This is a genomic window from Synechocystis sp. PCC 7509, from assembly GCF_000332075.2.
Taxonomy (GTDB): domain Bacteria; phylum Cyanobacteriota; class Cyanobacteriia; order Cyanobacteriales; family Chroococcidiopsidaceae; genus Aliterella.
In genome coordinates, this window is the sequence record NZ_ALVU02000001.1 from 3,580,058 (window position 1) to 3,604,561 (window position 24,504).

The 24,504-nt window shown below is 45.4% G+C and carries 31 protein-coding genes and 1 pseudogene; 29 read left to right on the forward strand and 3 right to left on the reverse strand.

What is annotated here, in order from left to right:
* The first annotated feature begins 2 nt into the window (after positions 1–2).
* From SYN7509_RS0217920 to SYN7509_RS0217960, 9 genes are all read left to right on the forward strand, one after another.
* Positions 3–899, forward strand: a complete 897-nt coding sequence (locus tag SYN7509_RS0217920; RefSeq protein WP_009630768.1) for a class II glutamine amidotransferase — start codon at positions 3–5, stop codon at positions 897–899.
* A complete protein-coding gene (locus SYN7509_RS0217925; RefSeq protein ID WP_009630769.1) occupies positions 887–1,573 on the forward strand; it encodes a GltB/FmdC/FwdC-like GXGXG domain-containing protein in 687 nt (228 codons plus the stop codon). The genes SYN7509_RS0217920 and SYN7509_RS0217925 overlap by 13 nt, the downstream gene beginning before the upstream one ends.
* Before the next feature lie 33 nt (positions 1,574–1,606).
* Entirely contained in the window at positions 1,607–2,113 is a 507-nt protein-coding gene (locus SYN7509_RS0217930) for a GNAT family N-acetyltransferase (protein ID WP_009630770.1), read from the forward strand.
* Between the two features lie 88 nt (positions 2,114–2,201).
* Positions 2,202–3,545, forward strand: a complete 1,344-nt coding sequence (locus tag SYN7509_RS0217935) for an FMN-binding glutamate synthase family protein (protein WP_009630771.1) — start codon at positions 2,202–2,204, stop codon at positions 3,543–3,545.
* A 94-nt stretch (positions 3,546–3,639) separates the two neighbouring features.
* Positions 3,640–3,936: a hypothetical protein gene (locus SYN7509_RS0217940; protein ID WP_009630772.1), complete on the forward strand. Its 297-nt coding sequence runs from the start codon at positions 3,640–3,642 to the stop codon at positions 3,934–3,936.
* Positions 3,937–4,375: 439 nt separating this feature from the next.
* Positions 4,376–4,636 carry a hypothetical protein gene (locus tag SYN7509_RS0217945; protein ID WP_009630773.1) on the forward strand — a complete coding sequence of 87 codons (261 nt, stop codon included), beginning with the start codon at positions 4,376–4,378 and terminating at the stop codon, positions 4,634–4,636.
* Positions 4,637–5,101, forward strand: coding sequence for a type II toxin-antitoxin system VapC family toxin (locus tag SYN7509_RS0217950; protein ID WP_009630774.1), 465 nt, complete (start codon positions 4,637–4,639; stop codon positions 5,099–5,101).
* A 287-nt stretch (positions 5,102–5,388) separates the two neighbouring features.
* Positions 5,389–5,610, forward strand: a complete 222-nt coding sequence (locus tag SYN7509_RS0217955) for a hypothetical protein (protein WP_009630775.1) — start codon at positions 5,389–5,391, stop codon at positions 5,608–5,610.
* 54 nt (positions 5,611–5,664) lie between these two features.
* Positions 5,665–6,024: a pepsin/retropepsin-like aspartic protease family protein gene (locus tag SYN7509_RS0217960; protein ID WP_009630776.1), complete on the forward strand. Its 360-nt coding sequence runs from the start codon at positions 5,665–5,667 to the stop codon at positions 6,022–6,024.
* A gap of 264 nt (positions 6,025–6,288) precedes the next feature.
* Here SYN7509_RS0217960 and SYN7509_RS26300 read toward each other — a convergent pair whose 3' ends face one another.
* Positions 6,289–7,008, reverse strand: coding sequence for a TetR/AcrR family transcriptional regulator (locus tag SYN7509_RS26300; RefSeq protein WP_009630777.1), 720 nt, complete (start codon positions 7,006–7,008; stop codon positions 6,289–6,291).
* Positions 7,009–7,148: 140 nt separating this feature from the next.
* Here SYN7509_RS26300 and SYN7509_RS0217970 point away from each other — a divergent pair, with 140 nt between their 5' ends.
* The 11 genes from SYN7509_RS0217970 (at position 7,149) to SYN7509_RS0218020 (ending at position 14,177) form a co-directional block, all read left to right on the forward strand.
* Positions 7,149–7,565: a DUF1761 domain-containing protein gene (locus SYN7509_RS0217970; RefSeq protein ID WP_009630778.1), complete on the forward strand. Its 417-nt coding sequence runs from the start codon at positions 7,149–7,151 to the stop codon at positions 7,563–7,565.
* A 205-nt stretch (positions 7,566–7,770) separates the two neighbouring features.
* A complete protein-coding gene (locus SYN7509_RS0217975; protein WP_071994205.1) occupies positions 7,771–8,163 on the forward strand; it encodes a MarR family winged helix-turn-helix transcriptional regulator in 393 nt (130 codons plus the stop codon).
* A 76-nt stretch (positions 8,164–8,239) separates the two neighbouring features.
* Positions 8,240–9,475: a cytochrome P450 gene (locus SYN7509_RS26305; RefSeq protein ID WP_009630780.1), complete on the forward strand. Its 1,236-nt coding sequence runs from the start codon at positions 8,240–8,242 to the stop codon at positions 9,473–9,475.
* Positions 9,476–9,612: 137 nt separating this feature from the next.
* Entirely contained in the window at positions 9,613–10,026 is a 414-nt protein-coding gene (locus SYN7509_RS26310) for a helix-turn-helix domain-containing protein (RefSeq protein WP_051482582.1), read from the forward strand.
* Positions 10,004–10,567 (forward strand): IS630 family transposase, encoded by a 564-nt coding sequence (locus SYN7509_RS0217995; RefSeq protein WP_038021010.1) that lies wholly within the window; start codon positions 10,004–10,006, stop codon positions 10,565–10,567. Before SYN7509_RS26310 ends, SYN7509_RS0217995 begins: the two co-directional genes overlap by 23 nt.
* Complete coding sequence (locus SYN7509_RS0218000) at positions 10,546–11,466, forward strand: NADP-dependent oxidoreductase (RefSeq protein WP_432205688.1); 921 nt, start codon at positions 10,546–10,548, stop codon at positions 11,464–11,466. Before SYN7509_RS0217995 ends, SYN7509_RS0218000 begins: the two co-directional genes overlap by 22 nt.
* A 123-nt stretch (positions 11,467–11,589) precedes the next feature.
* Complete coding sequence (locus SYN7509_RS0218005; protein ID WP_009629859.1) at positions 11,590–12,450, forward strand: SDR family oxidoreductase; 861 nt, start codon at positions 11,590–11,592, stop codon at positions 12,448–12,450.
* 24 nt (positions 12,451–12,474) lie between these two features.
* Positions 12,475–13,209 (forward strand): SDR family oxidoreductase, encoded by a 735-nt coding sequence (locus SYN7509_RS0218010; RefSeq protein ID WP_028954417.1) that lies wholly within the window; start codon positions 12,475–12,477, stop codon positions 13,207–13,209.
* A 104-nt stretch (positions 13,210–13,313) separates the two neighbouring features.
* The gene (locus SYN7509_RS29295; protein WP_051482596.1) at positions 13,314–13,586 is read left to right on the forward strand and encodes an alpha-ketoglutarate-dependent dioxygenase AlkB family protein; all 273 of its coding nucleotides are present in this window, start codon (positions 13,314–13,316) and stop codon (positions 13,584–13,586) included.
* A gap of 3 nt (positions 13,587–13,589) precedes the next feature.
* Complete coding sequence (locus tag SYN7509_RS29300) at positions 13,590–13,934, forward strand: alpha-ketoglutarate-dependent dioxygenase AlkB (RefSeq protein ID WP_084610693.1); 345 nt, start codon at positions 13,590–13,592, stop codon at positions 13,932–13,934.
* Between the two features lie 33 nt (positions 13,935–13,967).
* Positions 13,968–14,177, forward strand: a complete 210-nt coding sequence (locus tag SYN7509_RS0218020; RefSeq protein WP_028954418.1) for a hypothetical protein — start codon at positions 13,968–13,970, stop codon at positions 14,175–14,177.
* A gap of 118 nt (positions 14,178–14,295) precedes the next feature.
* On the opposite strand, the gene SYN7509_RS0218025 is transcribed toward SYN7509_RS0218020, so the two are convergent.
* Complete coding sequence (locus tag SYN7509_RS0218025; protein ID WP_009630225.1) at positions 14,296–15,387, reverse strand: NAD(P)-dependent alcohol dehydrogenase; 1,092 nt, start codon at positions 15,385–15,387, stop codon at positions 14,296–14,298.
* Positions 15,388–15,486: 99 nt separating this feature from the next.
* On the opposite strand from SYN7509_RS0218025, the pseudogene SYN7509_RS31800 reads away from it, so the two are divergent.
* A pseudogene (locus tag SYN7509_RS31800) lies at positions 15,487–15,669 on the forward strand (helix-turn-helix domain-containing protein); the annotation flags it as partial.
* A 27-nt stretch (positions 15,670–15,696) separates the two neighbouring features.
* Positions 15,697–16,377, forward strand: coding sequence for a LysR substrate-binding domain-containing protein (locus tag SYN7509_RS0218030; protein WP_227501567.1), 681 nt, complete (start codon positions 15,697–15,699; stop codon positions 16,375–16,377).
* Between the two features lie 77 nt (positions 16,378–16,454).
* Here the strand turns inward: SYN7509_RS0218030 and SYN7509_RS0218035 are convergent, their stop codons facing one another.
* Positions 16,455–17,393 carry an AraC family transcriptional regulator gene (locus tag SYN7509_RS0218035; protein ID WP_009630223.1) on the reverse strand — a complete coding sequence of 313 codons (939 nt, stop codon included), beginning with the start codon at positions 17,391–17,393 and terminating at the stop codon, positions 16,455–16,457.
* Between the two features lie 266 nt (positions 17,394–17,659).
* Between SYN7509_RS0218035 and SYN7509_RS0218040 the strand changes: the two genes are divergently transcribed.
* The 7 genes from SYN7509_RS0218040 (at position 17,660) to SYN7509_RS0218070 (ending at position 24,462) form a co-directional block, all read left to right on the forward strand.
* Entirely contained in the window at positions 17,660–18,016 is a 357-nt protein-coding gene (locus SYN7509_RS0218040; RefSeq protein ID WP_028954420.1) for a ferritin family protein, read from the forward strand.
* A 28-nt stretch (positions 18,017–18,044) separates the two neighbouring features.
* Complete coding sequence (locus tag SYN7509_RS0218045) at positions 18,045–18,653, forward strand: SAM-dependent methyltransferase (protein WP_009630221.1); 609 nt, start codon at positions 18,045–18,047, stop codon at positions 18,651–18,653.
* 113 nt (positions 18,654–18,766) lie between these two features.
* Positions 18,767–19,423 (forward strand): 2Fe-2S iron-sulfur cluster-binding protein, encoded by a 657-nt coding sequence (locus tag SYN7509_RS0218050; RefSeq protein WP_009630220.1) that lies wholly within the window; start codon positions 18,767–18,769, stop codon positions 19,421–19,423.
* A gap of 33 nt (positions 19,424–19,456) precedes the next feature.
* Complete coding sequence (locus SYN7509_RS0218055) at positions 19,457–20,440, forward strand: FAD binding domain-containing protein (RefSeq protein ID WP_009630219.1); 984 nt, start codon at positions 19,457–19,459, stop codon at positions 20,438–20,440.
* The gene (locus SYN7509_RS0218060) at positions 20,437–22,677 is read left to right on the forward strand and encodes a xanthine dehydrogenase family protein molybdopterin-binding subunit (protein WP_009630218.1); all 2,241 of its coding nucleotides are present in this window, start codon (positions 20,437–20,439) and stop codon (positions 22,675–22,677) included. The genes SYN7509_RS0218055 and SYN7509_RS0218060 overlap by 4 nt, the downstream gene beginning before the upstream one ends.
* Position 22,678: 1 nt before the next feature.
* A complete protein-coding gene (locus tag SYN7509_RS0218065; RefSeq protein ID WP_028954421.1) occupies positions 22,679–23,851 on the forward strand; it encodes an XdhC family protein in 1,173 nt (390 codons plus the stop codon).
* Positions 23,848–24,462: a nucleotidyltransferase family protein gene (locus SYN7509_RS0218070; protein WP_028954422.1), complete on the forward strand. Its 615-nt coding sequence runs from the start codon at positions 23,848–23,850 to the stop codon at positions 24,460–24,462. Before SYN7509_RS0218065 ends, SYN7509_RS0218070 begins: the two co-directional genes overlap by 4 nt.
* The last annotated feature ends 42 nt before the right edge of the window (positions 24,463–24,504 follow it).

Here is a 24,504-nt window from a genome sequence, read left to right on the forward strand (position 1 = left end):
AAATGTGTGGAATTGTTGGATTATTGGTTAAAAAACCCCATTTACGGGAAGATTTAGGCAAATTAATGTTGCCGATGTTGATCGGAATGAGCGATCGCGGATCGGATTCGGCGGGACTTGCAGTATTTACAGAACCCTTAGCAGACAAGGATCGTAAGTATAGTTTGTATTCTGGAAGTGCTTTTAATTGGGATGGATTAGCGCCAGCTTATCAAACACATTTTGGTATTGAGGCTAATTTAACTTTACCAGTGGGCGATCGCGCTGTACTAACTTCTGAACTTTCCCCAGAGATTGTAAAGTCATGGATAAAACAAAATTACCCGCAGTTACATATACTTTCAACGGGACGCGCCATCGACCTATACAAAGATATTGGCACACCTACAGAAGTTGCTCATCGCTACAACTTTCAATCTCTCAAAGGTTCTCATTTAGTCGGACATACGCGAATGGCGACAGAATCAGCCGTTACACCCGATCGCGCACATCCTTTCACGGCGGGAGAAGACTTTTGTTTAGTACACAACGGATCTCTATCTAATCCTAACGAAATTCGCCGCAAACTCGAACCACGCGGAATTAAGTTTGAAACCGATAACGATACCGAAGCCGCTTGTCGGTTTTTGGAATGGCGAATGCAAGAAGGAGACAACTTAGAAGCAGCTATAAATAAAGGTTTTGAAGAATTAGACGGATTTTATACATTTTTAATGGGTACGGAAGATAAACTAGCATTAGTAAGAGATGCTTTTGGTTGCAAACCTGCGGTAGTAGCGGAAACCGATGATTATGTTGCGATCGCATCTGAGTTTCGCTCTCTTGCTCATTTACCCGATGTAAAACACGCCCATATTTACGAACCCGTACCAGAGGAGATGTATGTATGGACAGCATAATTTTCGATCTTGCTAAAACTTCTTTGCGAGAAGTCAATCAACATCTGCATCACGATTTATTAGATAATCCAACTCCCATAAAAATCATTAATTCCGATGGCGCACACAACATCGCTATTGGTTTAAATGCACCTGTTGACATAGAAATTATCGGACATACAGGTTATTACGCCGCCAGCATGAACAAACTAGCCAACGTAACTATTACAGGTAACGCCGGAACAGGAGTAGCCGAAAACATGATGTCTGGACGAGTCCATGTCAAAGGCTTTGCGTCAGTTTCTGCGGGTTCTTCAGCGCATGGCGGATTACTAATTATTGATGGTAATGCAGGTTTGCGCTGCGGTATTTCTCTTAAAGGTGGAAATATTGTTGTCGGTGGAAATGTCGGCAGTTTCTCTGCATTTATGGCGCAAGCGGGAAGGATTGTAGTTTGTGGAGATGCGGGAGATGCGTTAGGCGATTCCCTTTACGAAGCAATAATTTATGTCCGAGGAAACATCAAATCTTTAGGCGCAGATGCTCAAATTGAACCAATGTTAGAAGCCGATTATCTCACAGTAGGGGAATTACTCGGTAAAGCAAATTTACCCCATCATCCCAAAGAGTTCAAAAAAGTAGCATCCGCAAAGCAGCTTTATCACTGGAATGCAGACGCAAACCAAGAATATTAACTTATAGCAAAAATTAGTGCTGAATTCAGGCTTATGTTGTTAGAAACACAACGACTGATTTTGAGAGAGTTTAAACAAGAAGATACTCAAAAACTTGTATCTATACTTGCTAATTCAAAAGTAATGAAATTTTCACCAACAGGTATTCTCTCAAGGTCACAAACTCAAGAGAAAGTAGAAAGCTTTATTACTTCTTATAAAAAGTATGGTTTTGGAAAATGGGCTGTTATTTTAAAAGAAAATAGCGAGTTAATAGGTTATTGCGGGATAGCAGTGGAAACAATTGATTATCAGGATGAACGAGAGATTGGCTATAGATTCGACTCTAAATTTTGGGGTAAAGGCTTTGGAACTGAAGCAGCATCAGCAGCTTTAGAATGTGGATTTAAAAAATTCCAACTTCCCTACATTCTTGGAATAGTTGAGCCTTCCAATGTAGCATCAGTCAGAGTTCTAGAAAAATTACATATGAAGTATGAAAGAAAAACAGTATTCCACAATGTCAAAATGGATGTATATCAGAAAAGTTTTGTCACTTAAAAGATTTTGGTTTATCAAAATCTTAAATATCTAAGTTGTCATTAATTCAATTTGTATCCGAGCCAAAAATTAAATCTAACAATTAATCATGAACCCTAATCAACCTATTTCTAACGAACAATCCTGGGGATACGATCGCACTATCCTTAACTATATTCAAAATGCCGCCGCACACGGACTCTATGAAATACGCGGATTAGGTGCAAAACGTAAATTACCCCACTTTGACGACTTAGTATTTTTGGGTGCATCTTTATCTCGCTACCCCTTAGAAGGTTATCGAGAAAAATGTTCTACCAAAACCGTTTTAGGGACGCGCTACGCCACCAAACCCATAGAATTAGAAATTCCCATCACCATCGCCGGAATGAGTTTTGGCTCTCTTTCTGCCAACGTTAAAGAAGCTTTAGGACAAGCCGCAACCCAAATGGGGACATCGACAACCACAGGGGACGGCGGGATGACTCAAGAAGAAAGAAAGTCATCAAAAACATTGATTTACCAGTGCTTGCCGTCGCGCTACGGCTTCAATCCTGACGATTTGCGATCGGCTGATGCGATCGAAATAGTCATCGGACAAGGGGCAAAACCCGGCGGTGGTGGAATGTTATTAGGACAAAAAATCAATCCACGAGTTGCCCAAATGCGGACATTACCCGAAGGAGTGGATCAGCGTTCCGCCTGTCGCCATCCCGATTGGACGGGTTCAGACGATCTCACAATCAAAATTCAGCAATTGCGAGAACTAACCGACTGGGAAAAACCAATTTTTGTTAAAGTTGGAGCTTCGCGGACATTTAACGATGTCAAATTAGCCGTCCACGCAGGCGCAGATGTAATTGTAGTTGATGGAATGCAAGGAGGAACAGCCGCCACGCAAACCGTATTTATCGAACACGTAGGCATCCCCACCTTAGCCGCCGTGCGTCAAGCCGTAGAAGCTTTAGAAGACTTAGATATGAAGGGGAAAGTGCAATTAATCGTTTCTGGTGGGGTTCGTACTGGTGCAGATGTGGCAAAAGCGATCGCATTAGGCGCAGATGCGGTATCTATAGGTCAAGGTATTTTAATAGCGTTAGGTTGCAACAGCCAAACCTACGTTCAAAATGACACCCATTATTCCGCCCTTGAAGACTACGCCGCCCTCGGTACTGCACCAGGAACTTGTCACCACTGCCATACAGGGAAGTGTCCCGTAGGCGTAACCACTCAAGATCCGATATTAGAAAAACGGCTAGAAGTTGAAGTAGGAACAAAAAGAGTCAAAAACTACCTGCAAACCCTAAACATGGAATTAACTACAATTGCTCGTGCTTGTGGTAAGCAAAACGTCCATCATTTGGAAAGAGAGGACTTAGTAGCTTTAACTATTGAAGCGGCAGCAATGGCGAAGCTGCCGCTAGCCGGGACATCCTGGATTCCTGGAACTTAACACCTCACTTTAAAATGACTCTGTAAACAAATATACTTGTACTATACATTAAACTCTAGAGTGCATTAGCTTGACTGTTATTGGAGGTTTGATCGTGGGCAAAAGCAAACTCAATAAAGTTGATCGATTGGCGAATAACATACAAATTATGGTGAAATCCCAGACTCCAGGCTTACTTTGTATCAATCCATCAAATGAAAAAGCATTTCAATTAGCCGTCCAACAATTGGGGATGAAGCTAGATGAATTTAATATTGAAAATGATGGTTTTTATTTAGAAATAAGGTTGAAACGGGATATTGGGAAGGATAGTAAGATAGTACCATCCCTACTTAAACGTCCTGAATTGCCTAAAAATAGTACAATAAAACTTCAAAACAACAGTGAGTGAGGAAAAGAGATGTGACGAGGTACTGTAATTGGGATGTAATCCACTACCTTAAACTTCCTTGCATACAACTAACTAAGGCTTTGGCTGTATATTTTAGGTTATCTGTTGGACTTGCTTTTATACGGCGCAAGAATCAAAGCAAAATTTGCCCTTGGCGCGATCGCTTTGTCTAAACCATAAACTATTAGTAAAAAAGTTGCCCCAAGGTGCGATCGCTCTCCCCAACACATAAACTGTTAGTAAGAAAAATTGCCCATAGTGCGATCACTTTGTCTAAACCATAAACTGTTAGTAGAAAAAATTGCCCCTGGTGCGATCGCTTTCTCTAAACCATAAACCGTTGGCGCGATCGTTTTCTGTAAAGGCAGTATTTATGAGTGTCCAAAGCAAAATTGTGTAAGATAGATATCAGAAAAACTCTAACTTTAGGTCAAAACTGATGTCTCAGACAATTCTGAGCCAAATGCTCGACAAACTCCAATTTCTTGAACCAGTAGAGTTACAACAGCTTAATTACGCTGTTCAAGAACGCCTTACCAACAAAGAACACACAGCCAAACAAGTTGATTTCCATCAAGCATTAGTAAATTCTGGATTAGTACAGCAAATTAAGAAAAGCTCTAATCATCCAATAGTACGGCAACCTATTGAAGTTCAAGGTAAACCAATTTCTGAAACAATTATTGAAGAACGCTGCTAAATGACAGTTTACTTTATAGATAGTAGTGCTTTAGTCAAGCGATACATCAGTGAAATTGGCTCAGTTTGGGTTTTAGAATTATTCGATCCTGCCTTTGGGAATGAAGTTTTTATCGCCGCCGTTTCAGGAGTAGAAATTATTGCTGCGATCGCACGGCGATCGCGGGGTGGAAGTATTAGTGCTACTGATGCAACAAAAGTGTTTAATCAACTAAAAAGTGATTTACAGACAGAGTATCAAATTATTGAAATTACAGAGAGTATTATTAATGATGGAATGACCTTAGCCCAAAAGCACGGTTTACGAGGCTATGATGCAATTCAGTTAGCCGCAGGTTGTGCCTTAAATATGCTTTGTATCACCTATAACGCCGCTCCCATAATTTTTGTATCCGCAGATAAGGAGTTGAACATTGCAGCTTCAATTGAGGGTTTGGTTGTCGAAAATCCAAACAATCATCCCTAGCACAACTCAAAAAGACTTCGCAAAGAAACAAAAGCCAATTTGGGATTGTGATAATGCGCGATCGCCTTCTCTAAACCATAAAATGTTAGTGAGAAAAATTGCCCCAAGGTGCGATCGCCAACTTTATCTCTTAGCTCTTAGGGTAAAAATTGCCGATACAGGAATTAGAAAGTTCCTGTATCAACCCTTCAGGCAATTGGTAGAATAAATTGTTAGCGATCGCACTCTTAGGCGACAAGCCAGCATTTCCAATCTTTTCATTGAACCTCAGACAAGGAGATTTTTAAATGCCATTGGCTGAACTCATGTCACAAATCCAGGAGCTTTCAAAAATTGATAAGCTTCGGCTAATGCGGTTTCTGGCAATAGAACTTGTCAAAGAAAAAGATGCAACTACCTTATTGGTTGCCAATCAAGAATATCCTGTCTGGTCGCCCTATAATTGCTCTGATGCCGCCAATGTTTTAATGGATCTTCTGGCGACAAAACGACAAGAACAGAATAATTGATGCTCAAAAATTCCCCTACAAAATTATTATAGCAGCCTTGGACTGGCGGATCAAATGCCCTACCTGCCTTTGACGCTCAGTTTTAATAATCAATCCCTCAACGCCGAAGGCTTATTAGATACAGGCTCAAGCGTTAATGTTTTGCCATACCAGTTGGGTCTACAACTTGGTTTAATCTGGGAGAATGAGACAATCTCGGTTCTATTGACAGGAAACTTGGCTCGCTTTGAAGCTCGCGCAGTCATTGTTGATGCTCAAGTTGGTTTGTTCCCAATAGTTAGCCTAGGATTTGCCTGGACGCAAGCAACCGATGTGCCTTTGATTCTGGGACAGGCTAATTTCTTCTTTGAGTTTAATGTCTGTTTCGTTCGTGCGCTTTCTGAATTTGAAGTCTGCCCTAAACAAGTTGAATAAAAATGAATACAGGTAATAGGAAAATTGGACAAGTGCGATCGCTTTCTCTAAACCATAAACTGTTAGTAGGAAAATATGACCAAGTGCGATCGCCTTCTGTAGAAGGCTTCTAAGATTCAGAAATAACCAAAGTTTTCAGAGTCTGACAGAAGAGGGATAGCACCAGAACCAATGGAACAAAATACTTCCAAGTCTCGACCCACAAAAAAGATGATCCGCCGGGTCTACCCGTTTAGATAGAGCATGACATATTTCTGTGACTGGTCATGCCGAAAAAGAACTATTCCTGGACGATGCAAGAATGCGATTCAACCATTCGTGAAGAAGATTCTGCTCATTTGGGGAGAGGACTTTGAGCTGATCTAGGTTACCTCCTAATGTTGTTGCCGCATTAGCAATTAGCCCACCATCGTGGCAATTTACTTTAATTGCGATCGACGAGATCATCGACTCCCTGATGTTCTCCAAATAGGAAGGGTCGTGAAGAACCCCAGGCAAGAAGTATGTCGACAGAACGACTCCTGATGCAGAAGAAAAGGCGACAAACGTCGCCTCTTCCTGGCTGACCTTGAGAGATCCCGAAGCCGCTAGTCGCCCAATCAAAGCAGTCAAACCATCCAACGCGATCTGAGCGGCGGGCGTAACCTTGCGGGAATAAGGGTTGGCATACATCAGGTCATAAAGTTCAGGATTTTCCAGCCCAAATCGTACGTGGATGTCCCAGCCATGGCGCAACTGCTCTATAGGCTCCAGTGTCTCCCTGTGTTCGGGATCGATCGCCATATACCGAGTGAACCCCCGTTCCGCCACAGCATCGAGCAACCCCACCTTGTCACCAAATAGTCTGTAGATGGTTGGTAGTTGTACCTTGGCTTCATCGGCCACTGCTCGAATCGTAATTGCATCGCGGCCAATGCTTCTCAAAAGAGACTCGGTCACATCCAAAATACAACTGCGGTTCTGGTGCTGTTTTTCTGTGGGCATCTCTACTTCCTTCAAAATCTACCAATAATTCTCCGACTGTATCCTTTACTTCTAGTGTTATCATTGTTAACATATTTAATATAACTTTGTTAACATTCTTGGTCAAAGAAACTTACCAAAAAACAAGGAGGATAACATATATGTTCAATGTACTTTCGGAGCTAAACTGGATTGCTATAGCGGCTGGCACGGTGGCACTCTCTGTCTTGGGTATTTTGTGGTTTGGTGTGCTTTTCCCAAAAGTCTATGCGATCGCTTTGGGAAAGCAAGATGAGCAGCCCACTCCGCCTGCTCCCATCTTCATCGTAGGTCCTTTCGTTTGTGGTCTAGTCACAACAATTGCCAGTGCGATTCTGATCTGTGCATTTAAAATTGAGTCCGTTGCCGACGGACTGATCTTTGGTGCCATCGTTGGGATTGGGTACTTGACTTCCACAACGGTTAACACTGGGATCAATCCTAACATTCCCCGCCCTCTGGTTTATGGTTTAGTTAGCGGCAGCTACTTTTTCTTAGCAGGACTGTTTGTTAGCGTCATTCTCGTTGCCTTGAAGTAGATCGACCGGGCTGTGGCAAGCCTCTATCGGGGCTACCTGGTAGAGTCACAATCTCATGACAAGGCGCGGCGTTCCGTTGTATTAAGAAGGTAGAAGCTCTGCTTGCCAATACCAAATTGCGGGAAACAAGAACGTGCCTTTTTACCATAAAAACAAAACGCCCGCGTCAAACGCTTTAACCGACCTGATTCGCGCCGTAATCCGGATGAACGCAACGGTGCAAAAATCAGGAACACGCCTGATGCGGGGTACGGGAATAACTAATACTCGATGGCAACTGCTCAGTGAGTTATTCGCCCTTGAAAAGCGCGTCACGGTAAGCGAATTGGCGCGGCATATGGGCTTAACACGGCAAGCCGTACAACGGCTCGCTGACGACATGGCAAGAGATGGTCTGGTTGAGTTCGCCGAAAATCTCGGAGACGCGCGAGCGATGCACTTGCTGCTCACGGAAGCAGGCAAGGCAAAGTATCACGATGCGTTAGAACGCGAATGGCAGTGGACAAATGTGATCGCCGCAGACTTTGACGCAGAACAAATCGCTCATGCTGTAGCACTTTTGGAAGCCATTACGCAGAAGATGCAAATCGAGCATTGACAACATACTGTCAATGCGTTAGATTTTATATCGACAACATACTGTCAATATATTTTGTAAAAAGGTTACTAACCTGATGCCAAACCCCACCGCCGCCGAACAGTTTGACCCAAGTAACCCGCGATTTACCGCCGACCGATTCACGCTCCTGGCGCAGATGCGCGCTGAGGCTCCCGTGACCTTCCTACCTGCACTTAATGTTTACGCCGTGACGCGGTGGCAGGAAGTGCATGACGTTTTGGGTGATGCTGTGACCTTCGCGTCGTCCGAGGCATTTAGCGCGGGAGTTCATCTCGCGCCCGAAGCCCTCGCCATCTATTCACTCACGTCACCACTGTTTGCCTACAACCTGATCAATGTGGACAAGCCACTCCACACCCGCTTACGTGAACCACTCATGGCGGCGTTCTCTCCCAAGCGCATTGGGTCCCTCGCCCCAACGGTGATAGCAGATGTCGAAGACTTGCTTGATGCGATCGCGGCATCAGGCGATCGAACTGACCTACTCCTAACCTTGTGCAAGCCGCTTCCAGTCCGAACAATTTGCCGACTACTGGGTGTTCCACTTGCGGATGCCGAGAAGTTGAGTAGTTGGTCAGACGCGCTAATTGCATTCCAGACACCCGGCTTACCTGTTGAGGTGCAAGTCGGTGCAGCACAAGGTTTGCGGGCGTTAGACAACTACGTTCGCGAAACAATCGCTCTTAAAGCTGCAATGCCAGACGAAGGTTTGATTTCTGCCTTGGTCGCCAGTCGCGCTGCTGGGGAAAACGATTTGTCAGAGGATGAGTTAGTCGCGGATATTGCCATCGTTTTCTTTGCTGGACACGAAACCACCATCAATACGATCGCCAATGCGTTCCACTCGCTTTTGCATCGGCGTGACTACTGGGAAGCCGTCGGAGCGGGAACTTTAGATGCCGAAAATCTCACTGATGAACTCTTGCGCCACGACACATCAGTGATGGGCTTATACCGACGTGCCACCGTAGATACCATTATCGGCGGTGTTCCCATTCCCCAGGGCGGGACAGTTTGGGTGTCTTATGCGGCGGCGAACCGCGATCCTGCCCTATTCGACGCGCCGGAAACGCTCCAGTGTCCACGCGCGAATGCCCGCCAGCATTTGACGTTCGGCTACGGCGCTCACTATTGCGTTGGACCGTTGCTTGCCCGTCTGCAATTGCGTGAGGCGATTTCTCGTACTGCAATTCGTTTCCCCTCTATGCGTCTTGAGCCAGGTGTGATCGTGCCAGAAATCCCGCATCATGGTCTTCGCGCCCCGCTTGCGCTTCCGGTACTACTGAAATAATTTTGTCATACCGATTGAATAAAATATAGGAGAAAAATGAAAGCAATTGTCATTCACACCTACGGCAATGAGGACGTTTTACAGCAGTTCTTGATTGAGCAAGATACAGTTAAAGATGAAACTGGAATGGAAGACAAATGAAAGCATACTCTACAGACCTGCGTCAGAAAATAGTTGATGCGTATAACCAAAAAGAGAGTTCCCAGAGGCAGTTGGCAAGAAGGTTTCGGGTCAGTTTGACATTTATTGAGAATTTATTAAAGCGTTATCGCACCGATGGAACCGTTGAACCCAGAGCGCATGGAGGAGGTCAAGTAGCTAAACTTAGCCCCGAACAAGAGGCGGTAGTAGCTGATTTAGTAGACGAAAATAATGATGCCATTTTGGTAGAGTTATGCGACCAACTGGAGCAACGTGTTGGAGTAAGGATCAGTCGAGCTACGATGGGACGATACGTCCAAAAGCTCAAACTTACCAGAAAAAAAAACTCTGCGCGCAACGGAGCGAGACAGCGAACGAGTACAACAGTTGCGGGTAGAATATTGGCATGAAATTGAAGCAGTCAACTTGGAGGATTTGGTGTTTGTAGATGAGACAGGCTCCAACTTAGCAATGACACGGCGTTATGCCCGTTCTGTCCGAGGCAGCCGCGCCTATAACCACGCTCCTTACGGGCGCGGACAAAATGTAACATTGATTGGTGCAATGGCGCTACGGGGGCTGGTAGGTGAAATTACTTTTCCCGGTGCAACTGATGCTCTAGCATTCAAGACCTATGTGACTCAGGTATTAGTGCCTAATCTCTGGACAGGCGCGTGTGTAGTTATGGATAATTTGCCCGCCCACAAAGTTAATGGTATCCGTGAGGCAATTGAATCGGTAGGCGCAACAGTCATTTATTTATCCCCCTATTCGCCAGATTTTTCACCAATTGAAAACTGTTGGTCAAAAGTCAAAGAGTTTCTGCGTGCCAGAGCGGCACGAACCTATGCTCAGTTAGACCAAGCAATTACCGATGCTCTCGCTGCGGTGACACTCCAAGACATTATTGGCTGGTTCACCCATTGCTGTTGCTATGTTTCACCCAACTGAGAACTGCTGTAAATTACACCGATGTCGAACGTCCAGAGCCAAAAGCAGACGAAGTTCTGGTGAAAGTTCACGTCGCGGCGGTCAACCCCTCGGATTGGAAAATCCGCGATGGGATGGGCGAAAACTTCGGACTCAAACTTCCGCTCATTCTTGGCGGCGACATCGCCGGAACTATTGAAGAGGTTGGCGTTGAGGTTACAAATTTCCAGCAGGGCGATGCGGTTTATGGGATGACCGTGTCCGGGGGCTTCTCTGGTGGTTATGCCGAATACGCGATCGCCAAAGCAGATGCGATCGCGCTCAAACCGGAAAGCCTAAATTTTGAAGAAGCGGCGGCGATTTCCATCGGCGCGTTGACTGCGTGGCAAGCGATGTTCGATTTAGCAAATCTGAGTAGCGGACAAAGAATCTTGATCACCGGAGCGTCGGGCGGAGTAGGCTCGATGGCGGTTCAATTGGCTAAAGCAAAAGGCGCGATCGTTATCGGCACGGCTTCGAGCAAAAACGAACAGTACGTCCGCGATTTGGGCGCAGATGAATTCATCGATTACACGCAGCAACCCTTTGAAGAAGTCGTCAAGGACGTTGATGTTGTTTTCGATACGGTCGGCGGCGATACCCAGGAACGAGCCTTCCAAACTCTGAAAAAGGACGGCTTTCTGGTAACGTCGGCGCAGACTCCGTCTGAAGAAAAAGCACGCGAATCGGGCGTAGAAGCCGCGTTTGTCTTTTGTAAGCCGAACGCGGGGCAACTAGCCGAAATTAACCGTTTGATTGAAGAAGGCAAATTGAAAATACACATCGAAACGGTTCTGCCGCTTGCGGAAGTAAAAAAGGCGCATCAACTTTCTCAAAGCGGGCGAGCGCGCGGCAAAATTGTTTTGCAAATTGGGACATAGTTTTGAAATGGGCGCGGCAATGGCAATTTACCAACCATAGCCCAACAAGGCGCTGCAACCGACAGCCTACGCTCGTTCCTCGCTACTGCACAAATCAAAATTCAACCAAAAAAGGATAAAACCATGATCTTGGTAACAGGAGCCACCGGACAGTTGGGTACAGCAGTAGTCCAAAATCTACTGGAAAACACATCCGCCAACCAAATTGCTGCATTTGTGCGTGATGAAAGTAAAGCCTCTGTCTGGAAAGAAAAAGGGGTAGATATCCGTGTAGGCAACTACGATGATACGAATTCACTCGACAAAGCCATGCAGGGCATTGAAAAGGTCTTACTGATCGCCGGAACAGATGAGGAAAAATGCCTTCAGCAACACAAAAATGTCGTAGATGCCGCAAAAAAGGCGAGAGTTAAATATATTACTTACACCAGCCGGAATTTGAAAGATCCAAACACTTTGGCAAACAAGTTGATGGTGAGACATTTTCAGACAGAAGATTGTATCAAAGCGAGTGGGTTGAACTATGTTCTCTTTCGCAATGCCTTGTATATGGACACCATTCCTCTGTTTGTAGGGGAAGGAGTTTTTGATACGGGAATTAACTTACCAACTGGTGACGGACGAGTACCCTTTGCCCTGAGAAGCGAAATGGGAGAAGCGATCGCCAATGCACTGTTAGAGAGCAGTGGCGATAACCGCATCTACAAACTCACCGGAAGTGAGTCCTATTCCTTTGACGATGTTGCGGCTACTCTTGCTGATTTATCAGGTAAGGCGGTAGGTTATACACCTGCTGAGAAATCGGTATTTAAGACGCAAATGGAAGAACGTGGCACAACGGAAACTGTGGTTCAGAAGATCGTGGGTTTTCTAACGGATATCAAGAACGGACAGGAAGAAGAAGTCAGCCCCGACATGGAAAACCTACTTGGGCGAAAACCTGCATCACTTAAAGAGGGGTTAAAAGTTCTTTTCAATTTCTGATTAAATATAGGGAGAACAATAAAAATGAACACAGCACTAATAACAGGAGCCAATAAAAGTATTGGTTTTGAAACCGCCCGTCAACTGTTGCAAAAGGGATATTACATTTATTTAGGCAGCCGCAATTTAGAGAATGGACTAGAAGCTGTCGAAAAGCTTAAAGCCGAAGGATTAACCGATGTGGAAGCCATCCAAATAGATGTCAGCGATGATGAATCGGTAAAGGCAGCCCGTGTCGAAATAGGCAAAAAAACCGAAGTGTTGGATGTGCTGATCAATAATGCTGGTATCCTCGGTGGTATGACTCAAACAACAAGTACAGATATAGCTGTTTTTAAGCAGGTGTTTGATACTAATATGTTTGGCGTAGTTAGCGTTACCCAGGCTTTCATGGATTTGCTGCAAAAGTCGCTTGAGCCTCGCATCGTGAACGTAACTTCAGGCTTGGCTTCGCTTACTCTGCACAACGATCCTACTTGGAAGTATTACAACGTTAAAGCGGCTGTTTATAACTCATCAAAAGCGGCACTTAATATGTACACTATTGTCTTGGCTTACGAATTGCGAGATACACCGTTTAAAGTTAATGTTGTCGATCCCGGATTTACTGCCACAGATTTCAACCAGCATAGCGGAACGGGAACCTTGAAGGAGGCTGGCGCGCGTTTAGTGAAATACGCTCTAATTGACAGCAACGGACCGACAGGAAAGTTTTTTAGTGATGACAATAGCCCGGAAACGGGAGAAAGCCCCTGGTAGTTTCAGTTAGTTAACAACCTGATGGCGATCGCGTAGCGTCTCGTAGAGAAGAACGAACCATTGGCATCCCCTCACCATAAGGAATTAATAAAAGGAGAAGATACATGAGTAGTTTTCTAACCAAAATTAAGCCGCCCGTTCTGTTTTACCCCAATTTTCTCAACTCCGTAGATAACCTCGATTGGTTTCAAAAGTCACAGAAACTAGAATGGACGCGGGGTGAAATAAGTATGTATGGAAAATTAATTCCTGTACCGCGTGAGGAGTCCTTATTTGGCGACGACCTGCACTACGAATATCGTGGTAGCCAAATAAAAGCCGCTCCCTGGCCGGACTTCTTATTAGAGGCGCGCGATTCCTTCGGAAAGCTTCGCTAACGCATTTACGCATTAAGCGGATATAAGTTTAATTTTGCCGTTGGTAATCGTTATCTCACAGGCAAAGACTCAATTGGCTGGCACTCTGATGATTTTCCTCAAATCGGTAAAAGACCTGCGATCGCATCAATAAGCTTAGGTAGCACTCGCAAATTTAAGCTGCGGCACAAGGAAAGCGGTCAAACCGTTGACTACCAACTAGAGAGCGGGTCTTTGTTAATCATGCTCCCTGGCTGTCAAGAAGACTGGGTTCACTCAGTGCCAAAAACCGCTCGTCGGGTTGGCGATCGCATTAACTGGACGTTTAGACCTCCTGTGGATGCGATTGATTGTGGCGAGCAAAATTGACGAGCTTCCCACTCTCTGTAGGGCAAAAGCCATGTGTGGCAGGTCATCGGCGTTGTACCGATTGAAACTTACCTTCTCACTTCCACTCAATTAAACTGGTCAGTCTTTGGTTGTGGATGGTGGGTTGTTACCGACAACCCAGACATGAACAAAATGATTGCTTCCCAAACTGCTTTAGATCGTGTTGATGTGCCTAATTATTTACAGTGCGATCGCTCATTGTTTTCTAAAGACAATAGGTGAATAAATGCTCAAATAATTGAAGTTTCCGGCAGGATGTTTCTTGAATCTTTGGCTAACCTCAATCAAAAAGAAAAATAAATTTTTACGATGTAGCTCCAGATTTTGGTGCTAGGAAAGATTAAGCAGCATCTTCGGCTGGCGCATTGAGCGTCGCCATGTCAATTACCAAACGATAACGAACATCTCCTCGCTCCAGCCGTTCAAACCCGTCGTTAATATCCTCCGCCTTGATGACCTCAACATCGGCTGAGATATTATGCTGGCTACAGAAGTCAAGCATTTCCTGGGTTTCTTGAATACCCCCCACACCAGAAGAAGCCAGCCGCCGCCGTCCCATTGTTAGCAAAACGGGGCTAAAATCCATGTCTGCGGGAATGCCAAGACAGCAAAGCGTACCGTCGAGCTTGAGAATCCGCAGATAGGGATTGAGTGGATGACCCGATGAAACGGTATCAAGGATGAAATCAAAGCGATTTTTCTGGACTGCCATTTGCGCCTCGTCCGTTGACAAAATTGCTTCGTCTGCCCCCAGCGCCTTCGCGTCAGCAAGCTTTGCTGCCGACGTACTAAACAGCACAACATAAGCGCCTAGAGCGTGAGCGAATTTTACTGCCATGTGTCCAAGCCCACCTAGCCCCACAATCCCCACTGTTTTACCTGTCCTTATATCCCAGTGGCGAAGCGGCGACCAGGTTGTTACTCCCGCGCAGAGCAGTGGTGCGACGCTTGCCGGAGCGAGATTAGAGGGGATGTGATAGGCAAAATGAGTGTCAACAACATACTCGTTCGAGTAGCCCCCGCGCGTAATGCTGCCGTCTTGTCTATCTGTGCCGTCATAGGTAGTGGTCACACCTTCACTGCAATATTGCTCTATGTGGCTTTTGCACGGAGGACATTGACCGCAAGAATCAACGATTGTGCCTACTACCACCGCATCGCCGACTTGGAATTTTGTCACATCTGCGCCGACCGCTGTCACTTCGCCGACTATCTCGTGACCGGGGACTAAAGGAAATTGGCTATTTCCCCGAATTGCGTGCAAATCGCTGTGACATACGCCGCAGAACTGAATTTTTACGGCAATGTCGTTACTTCGCAATGCCCGCCGCTCGAAAGCCCAAGGAAGGAGGCGATCGCTTTTGTTTAAAGCGGCAAGTCCATAACAAGGTCGCATCAATTGTTTTGGCTCAATAGAGGTATCTTTTGGCATTTGCGGTTCTTATTTGTAGATTATGAACCAAGGATAGATCGGCTGCGATTAATTTACTAGATAGTATAATCAGCATAGATTTATGAAAAATATGCAGTAATGAAACGTGACGAACTAAATGACTTAGCCGCCTTCGTGGTGGTTGCTGACGAGATGAGCTTTACCCGCGCCGCGTCAAAACTGGGAATGTCCCCCTCTGCCTTGAGCCACGCTATGAAAGCCCTCGAAGACCGTCTTGGTTTACAATTGCTGGCGCGAACGACCCGGAGGGTTTCAACAACTGAAGCTGGCGAACGACTATTAAAGACCTTGCGACCTGCCTTTGAAGATATCAATGCCGAACTGATAGCTTTGGGTGAAATGCGTGACAAGCCTGCGGGAACGGTACGCATTACCACCTTTAAGCACGCAGCGACCTCTGTGCTGTGTCCCGTACTACCTGGTTTCCTGGCTGCCTATCCAGATATCCGCGTCGAGATTACGGTAGATGACGCTTTAACGGATATTATCGAGAGCCGTTATGATGCGGGCATCCGATTTAGTGAAAAGGTTGCCAAAGATATGGTTGCACTAAAGGTCGGCTCGGATATCCAAACAGCCGTTGTGGGGTCGCCAGCCTATTTTGCTAACCGTCCTATTCCCAATACACCCCAAGACCTTGCCGGACATAACTGCATCAACTATCGATTCGCAACTTCTGGCGGTCTTTATTCTTGGGAGTTTGAGGAAGACGGGCGACCGTTTCAAGTCAGGGTCGATGGTTCTCTCGTTTTTAATGACGGCGATTTACTCCTTGCTGCTGCCTTAGCAGGACAAGGCATTGCCTATCTTTTTGAAGATCGAATTGCTGACCTTGTTGCTGAGGGTAGGCTGATTAAAGTGTTAGCAAAGTGGTGTCCAATCTTTCCCGGTTACTACCTTTATCATCCAAACCGCCGCCAGACACCGCCAGCATTGGCGGCGTTGATTGATGTTCTGCAAGTTAGTTAAATCTGCTGGTATTGTCGAACCACAAAGTGCCTGGCGATCGCCTTAAATTCAACATAAATCAATAATTGTCGCACTGCTTAAGCAATGCGCGATCGTCTAATATCCCCCATTGGCGGCGCGCCAAACAAACGAGAATACTCACGGCTAAATTGTGAGGAGCTTTCATAGCCTACTCGATACGCAGCACTTGTAGCATCGCAATCTTCCACCAGCATCAGGCGACGAGCTTCTAATAGTTTTAACTGCTTTTGATATTGCAACGGACTCATTGAGGTCACGGCTTTGAAATGGTAATGGAAAGAAGAAGCAGACATACTGGCGTTTCTAGCTAGATCCTCAACTCGCATTAGGTTTGTAAAATTAGCCTTAATCAGTTTGATCGCTTCAGCGATGCGTTGCATTGTGCTACCGGATGTGGCAATCTGGCGGACAGCTTCGCCTTGTTCGCCCATCAGCAAACGATAGTAGATTTCGCGGACAATCATCGGTGCTAGGATCGGGATATCTTGTGGCGTATCCAAAAGTCGGGTCAGTCGGAGCGCGCAATCAATCAATGGTGCATCAGCATTGCTGACGAACAAGCCTTTGACAGAGTTTTCTTTGTTACTGGCAATGATCCCAGTCTCCTCCATCACTTGAGTTTCTGCGAGAATATCACACAGTTGGCGTAAGTCTAATTGCAGCTTGAAAGCCAAATAGGGCTGTTCTGGAGTAGCTTGTACTACAAATGCTCTTAGTGGCAGATCGACGGAGAGCGTCAGATATTGAGCAACACTATAATGATAGGTTTCTTCCCCTAGCAATACTGTTTTTTTCCCTTGAACGACAATGACTAGGAGCGGTTCGCAGACATTGTGCAGTGATGTAGAAACATCAGATACTCGTCTAAATTCCAGCTTGGCGATCGCTGTAGGATGAGAACCATTCCCCCGACTATCGGTGTGTCTGGTGAGTAATGCCGCCAATTTTTTACACTCATTGTCAATCTCGCAGTGGTTGATACTCTCAATCGCCATGCTAGTTCTTCAACTTATTTCAGCATTATCTTAATGAGCAATATAGTGTAACTCCATTAATTTTTTAAACCTTGGTTTGGAGGATTAGGCAATTAAACGCGAGGTTTAGGCATTGAACATCCTATCGGTGGCGCTTAACATAAGCATATCTAACTTACAAATTTAGCTATGACATTGCCCACGAGTGCTTTTCTCATAGTGCCTGTGATGCGATCGCAAATCCTCGGAAACTAATGACATCTAGCCCCTAGGATAATTACCAAAACATGAAGATTTCACAATCAGCCCAATCTGAGGTAATTGAAATGTTACACCAAACCTTAGCGACTGTTATAGAGTTGAAAACTTACATCAAGCAGGCGCAATGGAATCAACAAATAAATTTTTACCAACCCCACGCAATCTATGACGAAATTTTGGCGATTGTGGAAGAATACATTAATTTTTTTGCCGCCTCAAAGGTGTCTTTGAGCAGGGTAGACACGAAAACAAATTGCCCAAAATCGTCGCTAAATGACTCCTCAAATACCATTATTTGCATCAAAAATAGAATAACTGCTTTAGCAACTCGTTTAGAACCTTACGCTCAGTTGCTGCGTGATACAAAAAAATTACCGATTTAGAACTTAATACTAAATAGAGTCAAAAATTATGCAACTTCAACGCACAATTTGTTTACTGGTAGCAAGTGTAAGTATTGGGATTACTGGATGCGTCCCATTAAGCCAGAGTAATGCTCAAATTAGTCAAACTCCGACCACTACTCAAACTCCTTTGCGCGAACCGGATGTAGTCTATGTGCCTACGCCCCAGGAAGTTGTAGACGAAATGCTGGCATTAGCCAAAGTGACAAAAAATGATGTAATTTACGATCTTGGTAGTGGTGATGGGCGGATTCCTGTCACCGCAGCGCAGAAATTTGGGACTAGGGGAATTGGCATAGATATTAACCCCGAACGCATCCAAGAAGCTAATGCTAATGCTCAAAAAGCCGGAGTAAGCGATCGCGTTAAGTTTCTTAATCAGGACTTATTTACAACGGATATTAGCCAAGCAACGGTTGTAACGCTTTACCTTTTACCCGAACTAAATGTGAGGTTGCGACCTCAATTATTTAAGCAACTCAAGCCAGGTACTCGCATTGTCTCCCATGATTTTGACATGGGCGAGTGGAAACCAGAGCGAACGGTGCAAACAAAAGAAGGTTCTACTATCTACTTATGGACTATCCCCAAAGAAGTTCCTCCCAATTTGCGATGAGCATATTTAACTGATTGAGTTAAAATGCTCGCTAAATCCTAGGTACAAGTAAAAAGTCAAGGGTGACTTCTTTGCCGTTTGCGCTTAAATTCAGTAATTTTAAGAGTATAAATATGCGAATCAGGTTAAAACGCCGACGGTTTGGTCAAATAATGATTTCCGGTACAGTAGTAGCGGTGTTGGGGAATTTGACAAGCAAAACTTGGGCGCAAACAAGCCCTCGTAGCCAAAGCGCACCAAATCAAGCACCAGAAGTAGTCGATGTAACGCTGCGAGTCAATGGCACAGAACGCAATCTAAAAATAGACGCGCGTGTCACATTATTGGATGCGTTGCGCGATCGCATTGGTTTAACAGGAACAAAAAAAGGATGCGATCGCGGTCAATGCGGTGCTTGCACTGTATTGGTTAACGGACAGCGCATCAATTCCTGTTTGTCGCTGGCAATTATGTACGACGATACCGAAATCACCACCGTTGAAGGGTTAGCGCGCGGCAATGAATTACACCCCGTACAAGCAGCCTTCATCAAGCATGACGGCTTTCAGTGCGGCTATTGTACCCCCGGTCAAGTTTGTTCGGCAGTGGGTGCTATAGCTGAAGCAAAAGCAGGTACAGCAAGCTCCGTAACAGCAGATGTCAGGAAGCAAGGACAAGTTGAATTGACCGCTATGGAAATCTCGGAACGCATGAGTGGCAACATTTGTCGGTGCGGTGCTTATCCTGGCATTGTGGCGGCAGTGCAGGAAGTAAGTCAAGCCAATTCATAAAAAGATTATTTGTTTTTATAACTCCCTTTCCCTATGAAACCATTTACTTATTTACGTGCGACCGAAACCAGCACAGCCATTGAGTCCGCCACCAGCCAAACAAAATTTATTGCTGGCGGTACGAATCTTCTTGACTTGATGAAAGAAGGCGTAGAACAACCAAACCGTCTAATTGATATTACTAGAATACAGTTGGCGCAAATTCAACCCACCGCTAACGGTGTACGCATCGGGGCGCTGGCAAAAAACAGCGATACTGCTAACCATCCTCTAATCCGCACGCGCTATCCGCTACTTTCGCAAGCTTTACTTGCTGGGGCATCGCCACAACTGCGAAATATGGCATCTCTTGGTGGAAATTTGCTGCAAAGAACTCGCTGTTATTACTTTTACGATACCTCCGCACCTTGCAATAAGCGTCAACCTGGGTCTGGCTGTGCCGCCATTGAAGGCTATAACCGCATCCATGCAATTTTAGGTACGAGTGATAGTTGTATCGCAACTCATCCGTCTGATATGTGCGTGGCACTAGCCGCACTGGATGCGGTGGTACAAGTTTCAGGAGCAAAAGGCGATCGCGCAATTCCCTTTGCGGAGTTTCATCGCTTACCTGGAGATACGCCCCAAATTGAGACAGTATTGCAACCAGGGGAATTAATTACAGCCGTTGATTTGCCTAATTCATCCTTTGCCGAAAATTCTCATTACTTCAAAGTTCGAGACAGAACATCCTATGCCTTTGCTGTAGTTTCCGTTGCTTCTGCCCTAGAAATTAACAACGGTACGATTGGCAATGCGCGAATGGCATTAGGAGGAGTGGCGCATAAACCTTGGCGGTCAGTAGAAGCCGAGAAGATACTGATAAGCGCAAAACCAAACGAACAAACCTTTCAGGCGGCGGCGGCGGCGACTTTACAGGGGGCAAAAGGTTACAAACACAACGCTTTTAAAGTGGAACTAGCAAAAAGGGCAATTGTGCGATCGCTAACTATAGCAACAGAGGGGACAGCAGTATGAATCAAGCAGATAGAGCAACTAATGCCGTAACAGGCAAGCCGATGGATCGGGTCGATGGTCGCCTCAAAGTCACAGGGACGGCACAATACGCGGCGGAATTTCCCCAAAAGAATCTTGCTTACGCCGTTCTAATTGACAGTAAAATTGCTCGTGGCGAAATTAAGAGCATGGATCTCAGCGCCGCAGAAAAAGCACCAGGAGTTCTCGCTATTCTTACTCACGCTAACGCGCCTAAACTCAAGGTCATGCCAGCTTTTACAGCCGGAGGAGGTGCAGCAGAAAGCCGCCTACCTTTAAGCGATAATAACATCTATCATGTTGGTCAATATATTGGTGTGGTAGTTGCCGACACCTTTGAACGCGCCACCCACGCCGCCGAATTAGTCCGGGTTACGTACGCCGAACAACCACCTTTAGTTGAGATACAGCGTTTGCGAGATCGGGCAGTTGTACCCAAAGGCAAAGTATCACGAAGACCAGCAGATATGCTGCGCGGGAATTTCAAGCAAGGTTTAGCTGAAGGGAAGGTGCAGGTTGAAGAAACTTATACAACACCCATCGAACACCATAACCCAATGGAGCCGCACGCGACAACCGCCGTTTGGGAAAGAAATCGCCTCACTGTTTACGATTCTACACAGAACATTTTTGGTACGAGCAAAACTCTAGCAGCAGCTTTTGGAATTCCTGAAAAAAATGTCCGCGTTGTCTGCAAATTTATCGGTGGAGCGTTTGGTTGTAAAGGTACAATGTGGTCGCACGTCCCCCTAGCTGCTCTTGCCGCTCGTTACGTGCGTCGTCCGGTTAAGTTAGTTTTGACACGCCCGGAGATGTTTACAGGCGTTGGATATAGAGCGCAAACCGAGCAACAAGTTATTCTAGCTGCTACTTCAGAGGGCAAGTTGACTGCTCTAGCTCATCAAGGTATTTCTGATACTTGCCTTGAAACCATTGGTGAATTTGTCGAACCGTTTACAAAGGCTACTCATATGATGTATGCCTGCCCAAACGTGCAAATTTCGCAACGAGTTGTACGGTTAAACAAAGGTCAGCCCACGTTTATGCGCGCCCCAGGTGAAGCTTCAGGAACCTTCGCCCTTGAATCTGCCCTTGACGAACTTGCTTATAAGTTAAAGCTAGACCCGATTGAGTTGCGCTTGCGTAACCATGCAGACACCGACCCCGATACCAATTTGCCTTGGTCGAGTAAATCGCTCAAAGAATCTTATCAGCTTGGCGCTGAGAAATTTGGCTGGTCGCGGCGCAACCCCGAACCGCGTTCGATGCGCGACGGTCGGTATCTTGTGGGGATGGGGATGGCTAGTGCTACCTACCCTGTGCTTCACTTTCCTGCTAGTGCTGTAACCAAAATTATGCTCGATGGTAGCGTCGTTGTCCAAAGCGGTACGCACGAGATGGGTACGGGTACGGCGACAGCATTACCACCAGTGGTTGCTGATGTGTTGGGAATTGCTGTCGAAAAGGTGCGATTTGAGCTTGGCGATACTGATTTGCCGCGTGCGCCAGTTTCCGGCGGTTCGGCAACAATATCTTCCGTCGGAACCGCAGTTGAAGGAGCAACGCAAGCAGTCCGGGCAAAAGTATTAGCTATAGCTCGCGCAGATAGAAAATCGCCGCTTTACAAAATTCCCGCCACAGAAATTGCTACTGAAAATGGACAGTTGTTTGTGAAGAGCGATCGCACTAAAAGCGAAACCTACGCATCGATTCTCCAACGCAATAATTTGAAAATGGTAGAAGCCAGCTTTGATGCTAAATTCGACCAAGCAGATAAAAAATACTCAATGCACTCCTTTGGCGCGCAATTTGCCGAGGTACGTATCGATCCCGATATTGGTCAAGTTCGCGTAACCCGCTTTGTGGGAGCTTTTGGCACAGGACGAATCATGAATAGAAAAACCGCAAATTCGCAATTAATCGGTGGGATTACGATGGGTATCGGCATGGCGCTGTTAGAAGAAACCATAACCGACAACCGTTATGGGCGTATTGTCAATCCCAATTTGGGCGAGTACCACGTACCTGTTAATGCTGATATTCCAGCAATTGAGGCTTATTTTGTTGAAGAAAATGATCCCCACATCAACGCAATCGGAGCTAAAGGGATTGGCGAAATTGGGATTACAGGCGTAGCGGCGGCGATCGCCAATGCGGTCTATCACGCTACGGGCAAGCGCGTTCGTTCTCTGCCCATTACCCTAGACAAATTAATTTAACATGAAAGAATTTATCGCCATCTTAGCGGAACTTGAAAAAAGCAACCGTCAAGGCAAAACAACTATCATGGCTACGGTGATTGAAGCTAGTGGTTCTACCTATCGCCGCCCAGGAGCGCGGATGCTGCTAACTTCTGATGGTCGTAGTATAGGGACAATTAGTGGAGGTTGTTTAGAAGCCGATGTTTGTTTGCGATCGCAAAAAGTAATGGCAACGAATCAACCAACAGTAGTAACCTATGACACCACCTCTGATGAAGATATTGTCTGGGGACTGGGACTAGGCTGTAATGGCTTGGTGCGCGTGCTAATTGAGCCGATTACACCTTCTCAAGCAGATTATGTAGAGTTTCTATTTAGGTGCTACAGCGATCGCCAATTAGGTGTTGTAGCCACCTTGGTTAGCGCCACCGGTTCGGTTCAAGAGCAAGTTGGAACTCGTTTAATGTTGCAACAAAATGGCAATTTTATTAACCAGTTCTCAAATTTTATAGCCGCAAGCATAGTTGAAGACGCACGTACAGCATTACAAGACAAAGTTTCAACCTTGAAGTCCTATCTATTACCTAATGGTGAAGTAGAGGTTTTTATTGAAGTTATCCAGCCACCATTACCACTTGTAATTTTTGGTGCGGGTCATGATGCAATACCTGTAGCGCGTTTTGCTAAAGAATTAGGTTGGAATGTCACCGTTGTTGATACAAGACAATCAGAAGCAACACAAAATCGATTTACTGATGCAGATGCCATTGTACTATCTCGTCCAGAAAATATTAGTGACTATGTTGCTGTGAGCGATCGCACTGTAGCTGTAGTTATGACTCACAACTACTTGCACGACCGCGAAGTTCTCAAAACCCTCCTACCATCGCAAGTTTGCTACTTAGGTATTCTCGGACCTAAAAGCAGAACCGAGCGTTTGCTAGAAGAATTGCGCCAAATAGAAATTAATCCCACTAGAGAACAAATGCACCGATTATATGCTCCTATTGGGCTTGATATTGGTGCTGATACTCCCGAAGAAATTGCTCTGTCAATTATTGCCGGAATTCAAGCTGTGATTACTAACCGTTTAGGAAACCAGCTAAGAGAGCGAAAGGGATCGATTCACGAACCAATTACCAAGCAGGGCAATCAATTAAACCCGTCAGTTAAAAAGTATGTCAGCGTATGAAGGTCGTTGAAGAATATAACCAAAACATTGGAATTGTTATTCTAGCTGCTGGAGCATCAACGCGCATGGGTACGCCTAAGCAATTGTTGCCCTATCAAGAATGCACTTTACTTCGTCACACCATAGAAGTTGCGAAGTCTTCTGTCTGCCGACCAATTGTTGTTATTTTGGGCGCTTATGCCCAACTTATTAAGCCTGATATCAGCCATCTTTCTATTCAAATAGTAGAAAACTTGCAGTGGGCTAAAGGGATGAGTTCTTCAATTAAAGTAGGGATTCAAGAGCTAACAACATCTTACCCAGAAGTAAAGGCAGCAATAGTCACGCTTTGCGATCAACCTTTCATTTCTACCGAGATTATTAATCAGCTTGCCTTAACACACTATTCGACAAATCAGCCGATTATTGCTTGCGAGTATGGAGAAGCTTTAGGTGTACCAGCTTTATTTAGCGATCGCTTGTTCTCGGAACTTATCACACTTAAAAATGGTGAAGGAGCAAAACAAGTTATTAAAAAGCATTCTCAGGAAGTTTTTAGTATATCTTTTCCAGAAGGCGCTATGGACATTGACACACCAAAAGAATACGCAGAGCTTCTTGTTATGACATGAACATTGCATTGCGAACAAAACTTTTTTTAGCTTGCGTAGAGA

What these genes read in the sequence shown, in the direction of transcription:
- SYN7509_RS26310 (WP_051482582.1), top strand. Translation starts at nt 9,613, where the DNA reads ATGAAAGCATACTCTACAGACCTGCGTCAGAAAATAGTTGATGCGTAT.
- SYN7509_RS26305 (WP_009630780.1), top strand. Translation starts at nt 8,240, where the DNA reads ATGCCAAACCCCACCGCCGCCGAACAGTTTGACCCAAGTAACCCGCGA.
- SYN7509_RS0217935 (WP_009630771.1), top strand. Translation starts at nt 2,202, where the DNA reads ATGAACCCTAATCAACCTATTTCTAACGAACAATCCTGGGGATACGAT.
- SYN7509_RS0218045 (WP_009630221.1), top strand. Translation starts at nt 18,045, where the DNA reads ATGCAACTTCAACGCACAATTTGTTTACTGGTAGCAAGTGTAAGTATT.
- SYN7509_RS0217960 (WP_009630776.1), top strand. Translation starts at nt 5,665, where the DNA reads ATGCCCTACCTGCCTTTGACGCTCAGTTTTAATAATCAATCCCTCAAC.
- SYN7509_RS0218060 (WP_009630218.1), top strand. Translation starts at nt 20,437, where the DNA reads ATGAATCAAGCAGATAGAGCAACTAATGCCGTAACAGGCAAGCCGATG.
- SYN7509_RS0218050 (WP_009630220.1), top strand. Translation starts at nt 18,767, where the DNA reads ATGCGAATCAGGTTAAAACGCCGACGGTTTGGTCAAATAATGATTTCC.
- SYN7509_RS0218025 (WP_009630225.1), bottom strand. Translation starts at nt 15,387, where the DNA reads ATGCCAAAAGATACCTCTATTGAGCCAAAACAATTGATGCGACCTTGT.
- SYN7509_RS29295 (WP_051482596.1), top strand. Translation starts at nt 13,314, where the DNA reads ATGAGTAGTTTTCTAACCAAAATTAAGCCGCCCGTTCTGTTTTACCCC.
- SYN7509_RS0218055 (WP_009630219.1), top strand. Translation starts at nt 19,457, where the DNA reads ATGAAACCATTTACTTATTTACGTGCGACCGAAACCAGCACAGCCATT.
- SYN7509_RS0217970 (WP_009630778.1), top strand. Translation starts at nt 7,149, where the DNA reads ATGTTCAATGTACTTTCGGAGCTAAACTGGATTGCTATAGCGGCTGGC.
- SYN7509_RS0218040 (WP_028954420.1), top strand. Translation starts at nt 17,660, where the DNA reads ATGAAGATTTCACAATCAGCCCAATCTGAGGTAATTGAAATGTTACAC.
- SYN7509_RS0217920 (WP_009630768.1), top strand. Translation starts at nt 3, where the DNA reads ATGTGTGGAATTGTTGGATTATTGGTTAAAAAACCCCATTTACGGGAA.
- SYN7509_RS0217945 (WP_009630773.1), top strand. Translation starts at nt 4,376, where the DNA reads ATGTCTCAGACAATTCTGAGCCAAATGCTCGACAAACTCCAATTTCTT.
- SYN7509_RS0217955 (WP_009630775.1), top strand. Translation starts at nt 5,389, where the DNA reads ATGCCATTGGCTGAACTCATGTCACAAATCCAGGAGCTTTCAAAAATT.
- SYN7509_RS0217975 (WP_071994205.1), top strand. Translation starts at nt 7,771, where the DNA reads ATGAACGCAACGGTGCAAAAATCAGGAACACGCCTGATGCGGGGTACG.
- SYN7509_RS26300 (WP_009630777.1), bottom strand. Translation starts at nt 7,008, where the DNA reads ATGCCCACAGAAAAACAGCACCAGAACCGCAGTTGTATTTTGGATGTG.
- SYN7509_RS0218010 (WP_028954417.1), top strand. Translation starts at nt 12,475, where the DNA reads ATGAACACAGCACTAATAACAGGAGCCAATAAAAGTATTGGTTTTGAA.
- SYN7509_RS0218005 (WP_009629859.1), top strand. Translation starts at nt 11,590, where the DNA reads ATGATCTTGGTAACAGGAGCCACCGGACAGTTGGGTACAGCAGTAGTC.
- SYN7509_RS0217950 (WP_009630774.1), top strand. Translation starts at nt 4,637, where the DNA reads ATGACAGTTTACTTTATAGATAGTAGTGCTTTAGTCAAGCGATACATC.
- SYN7509_RS0218065 (WP_028954421.1), top strand. Translation starts at nt 22,679, where the DNA reads ATGAAAGAATTTATCGCCATCTTAGCGGAACTTGAAAAAAGCAACCGT.
- SYN7509_RS0218035 (WP_009630223.1), bottom strand. Translation starts at nt 17,393, where the DNA reads ATGGCGATTGAGAGTATCAACCACTGCGAGATTGACAATGAGTGTAAA.
- SYN7509_RS0217930 (WP_009630770.1), top strand. Translation starts at nt 1,607, where the DNA reads ATGTTGTTAGAAACACAACGACTGATTTTGAGAGAGTTTAAACAAGAA.
- SYN7509_RS0218070 (WP_028954422.1), top strand. Translation starts at nt 23,848, where the DNA reads ATGAAGGTCGTTGAAGAATATAACCAAAACATTGGAATTGTTATTCTA.
- SYN7509_RS0217925 (WP_009630769.1), top strand. Translation starts at nt 887, where the DNA reads ATGGACAGCATAATTTTCGATCTTGCTAAAACTTCTTTGCGAGAAGTC.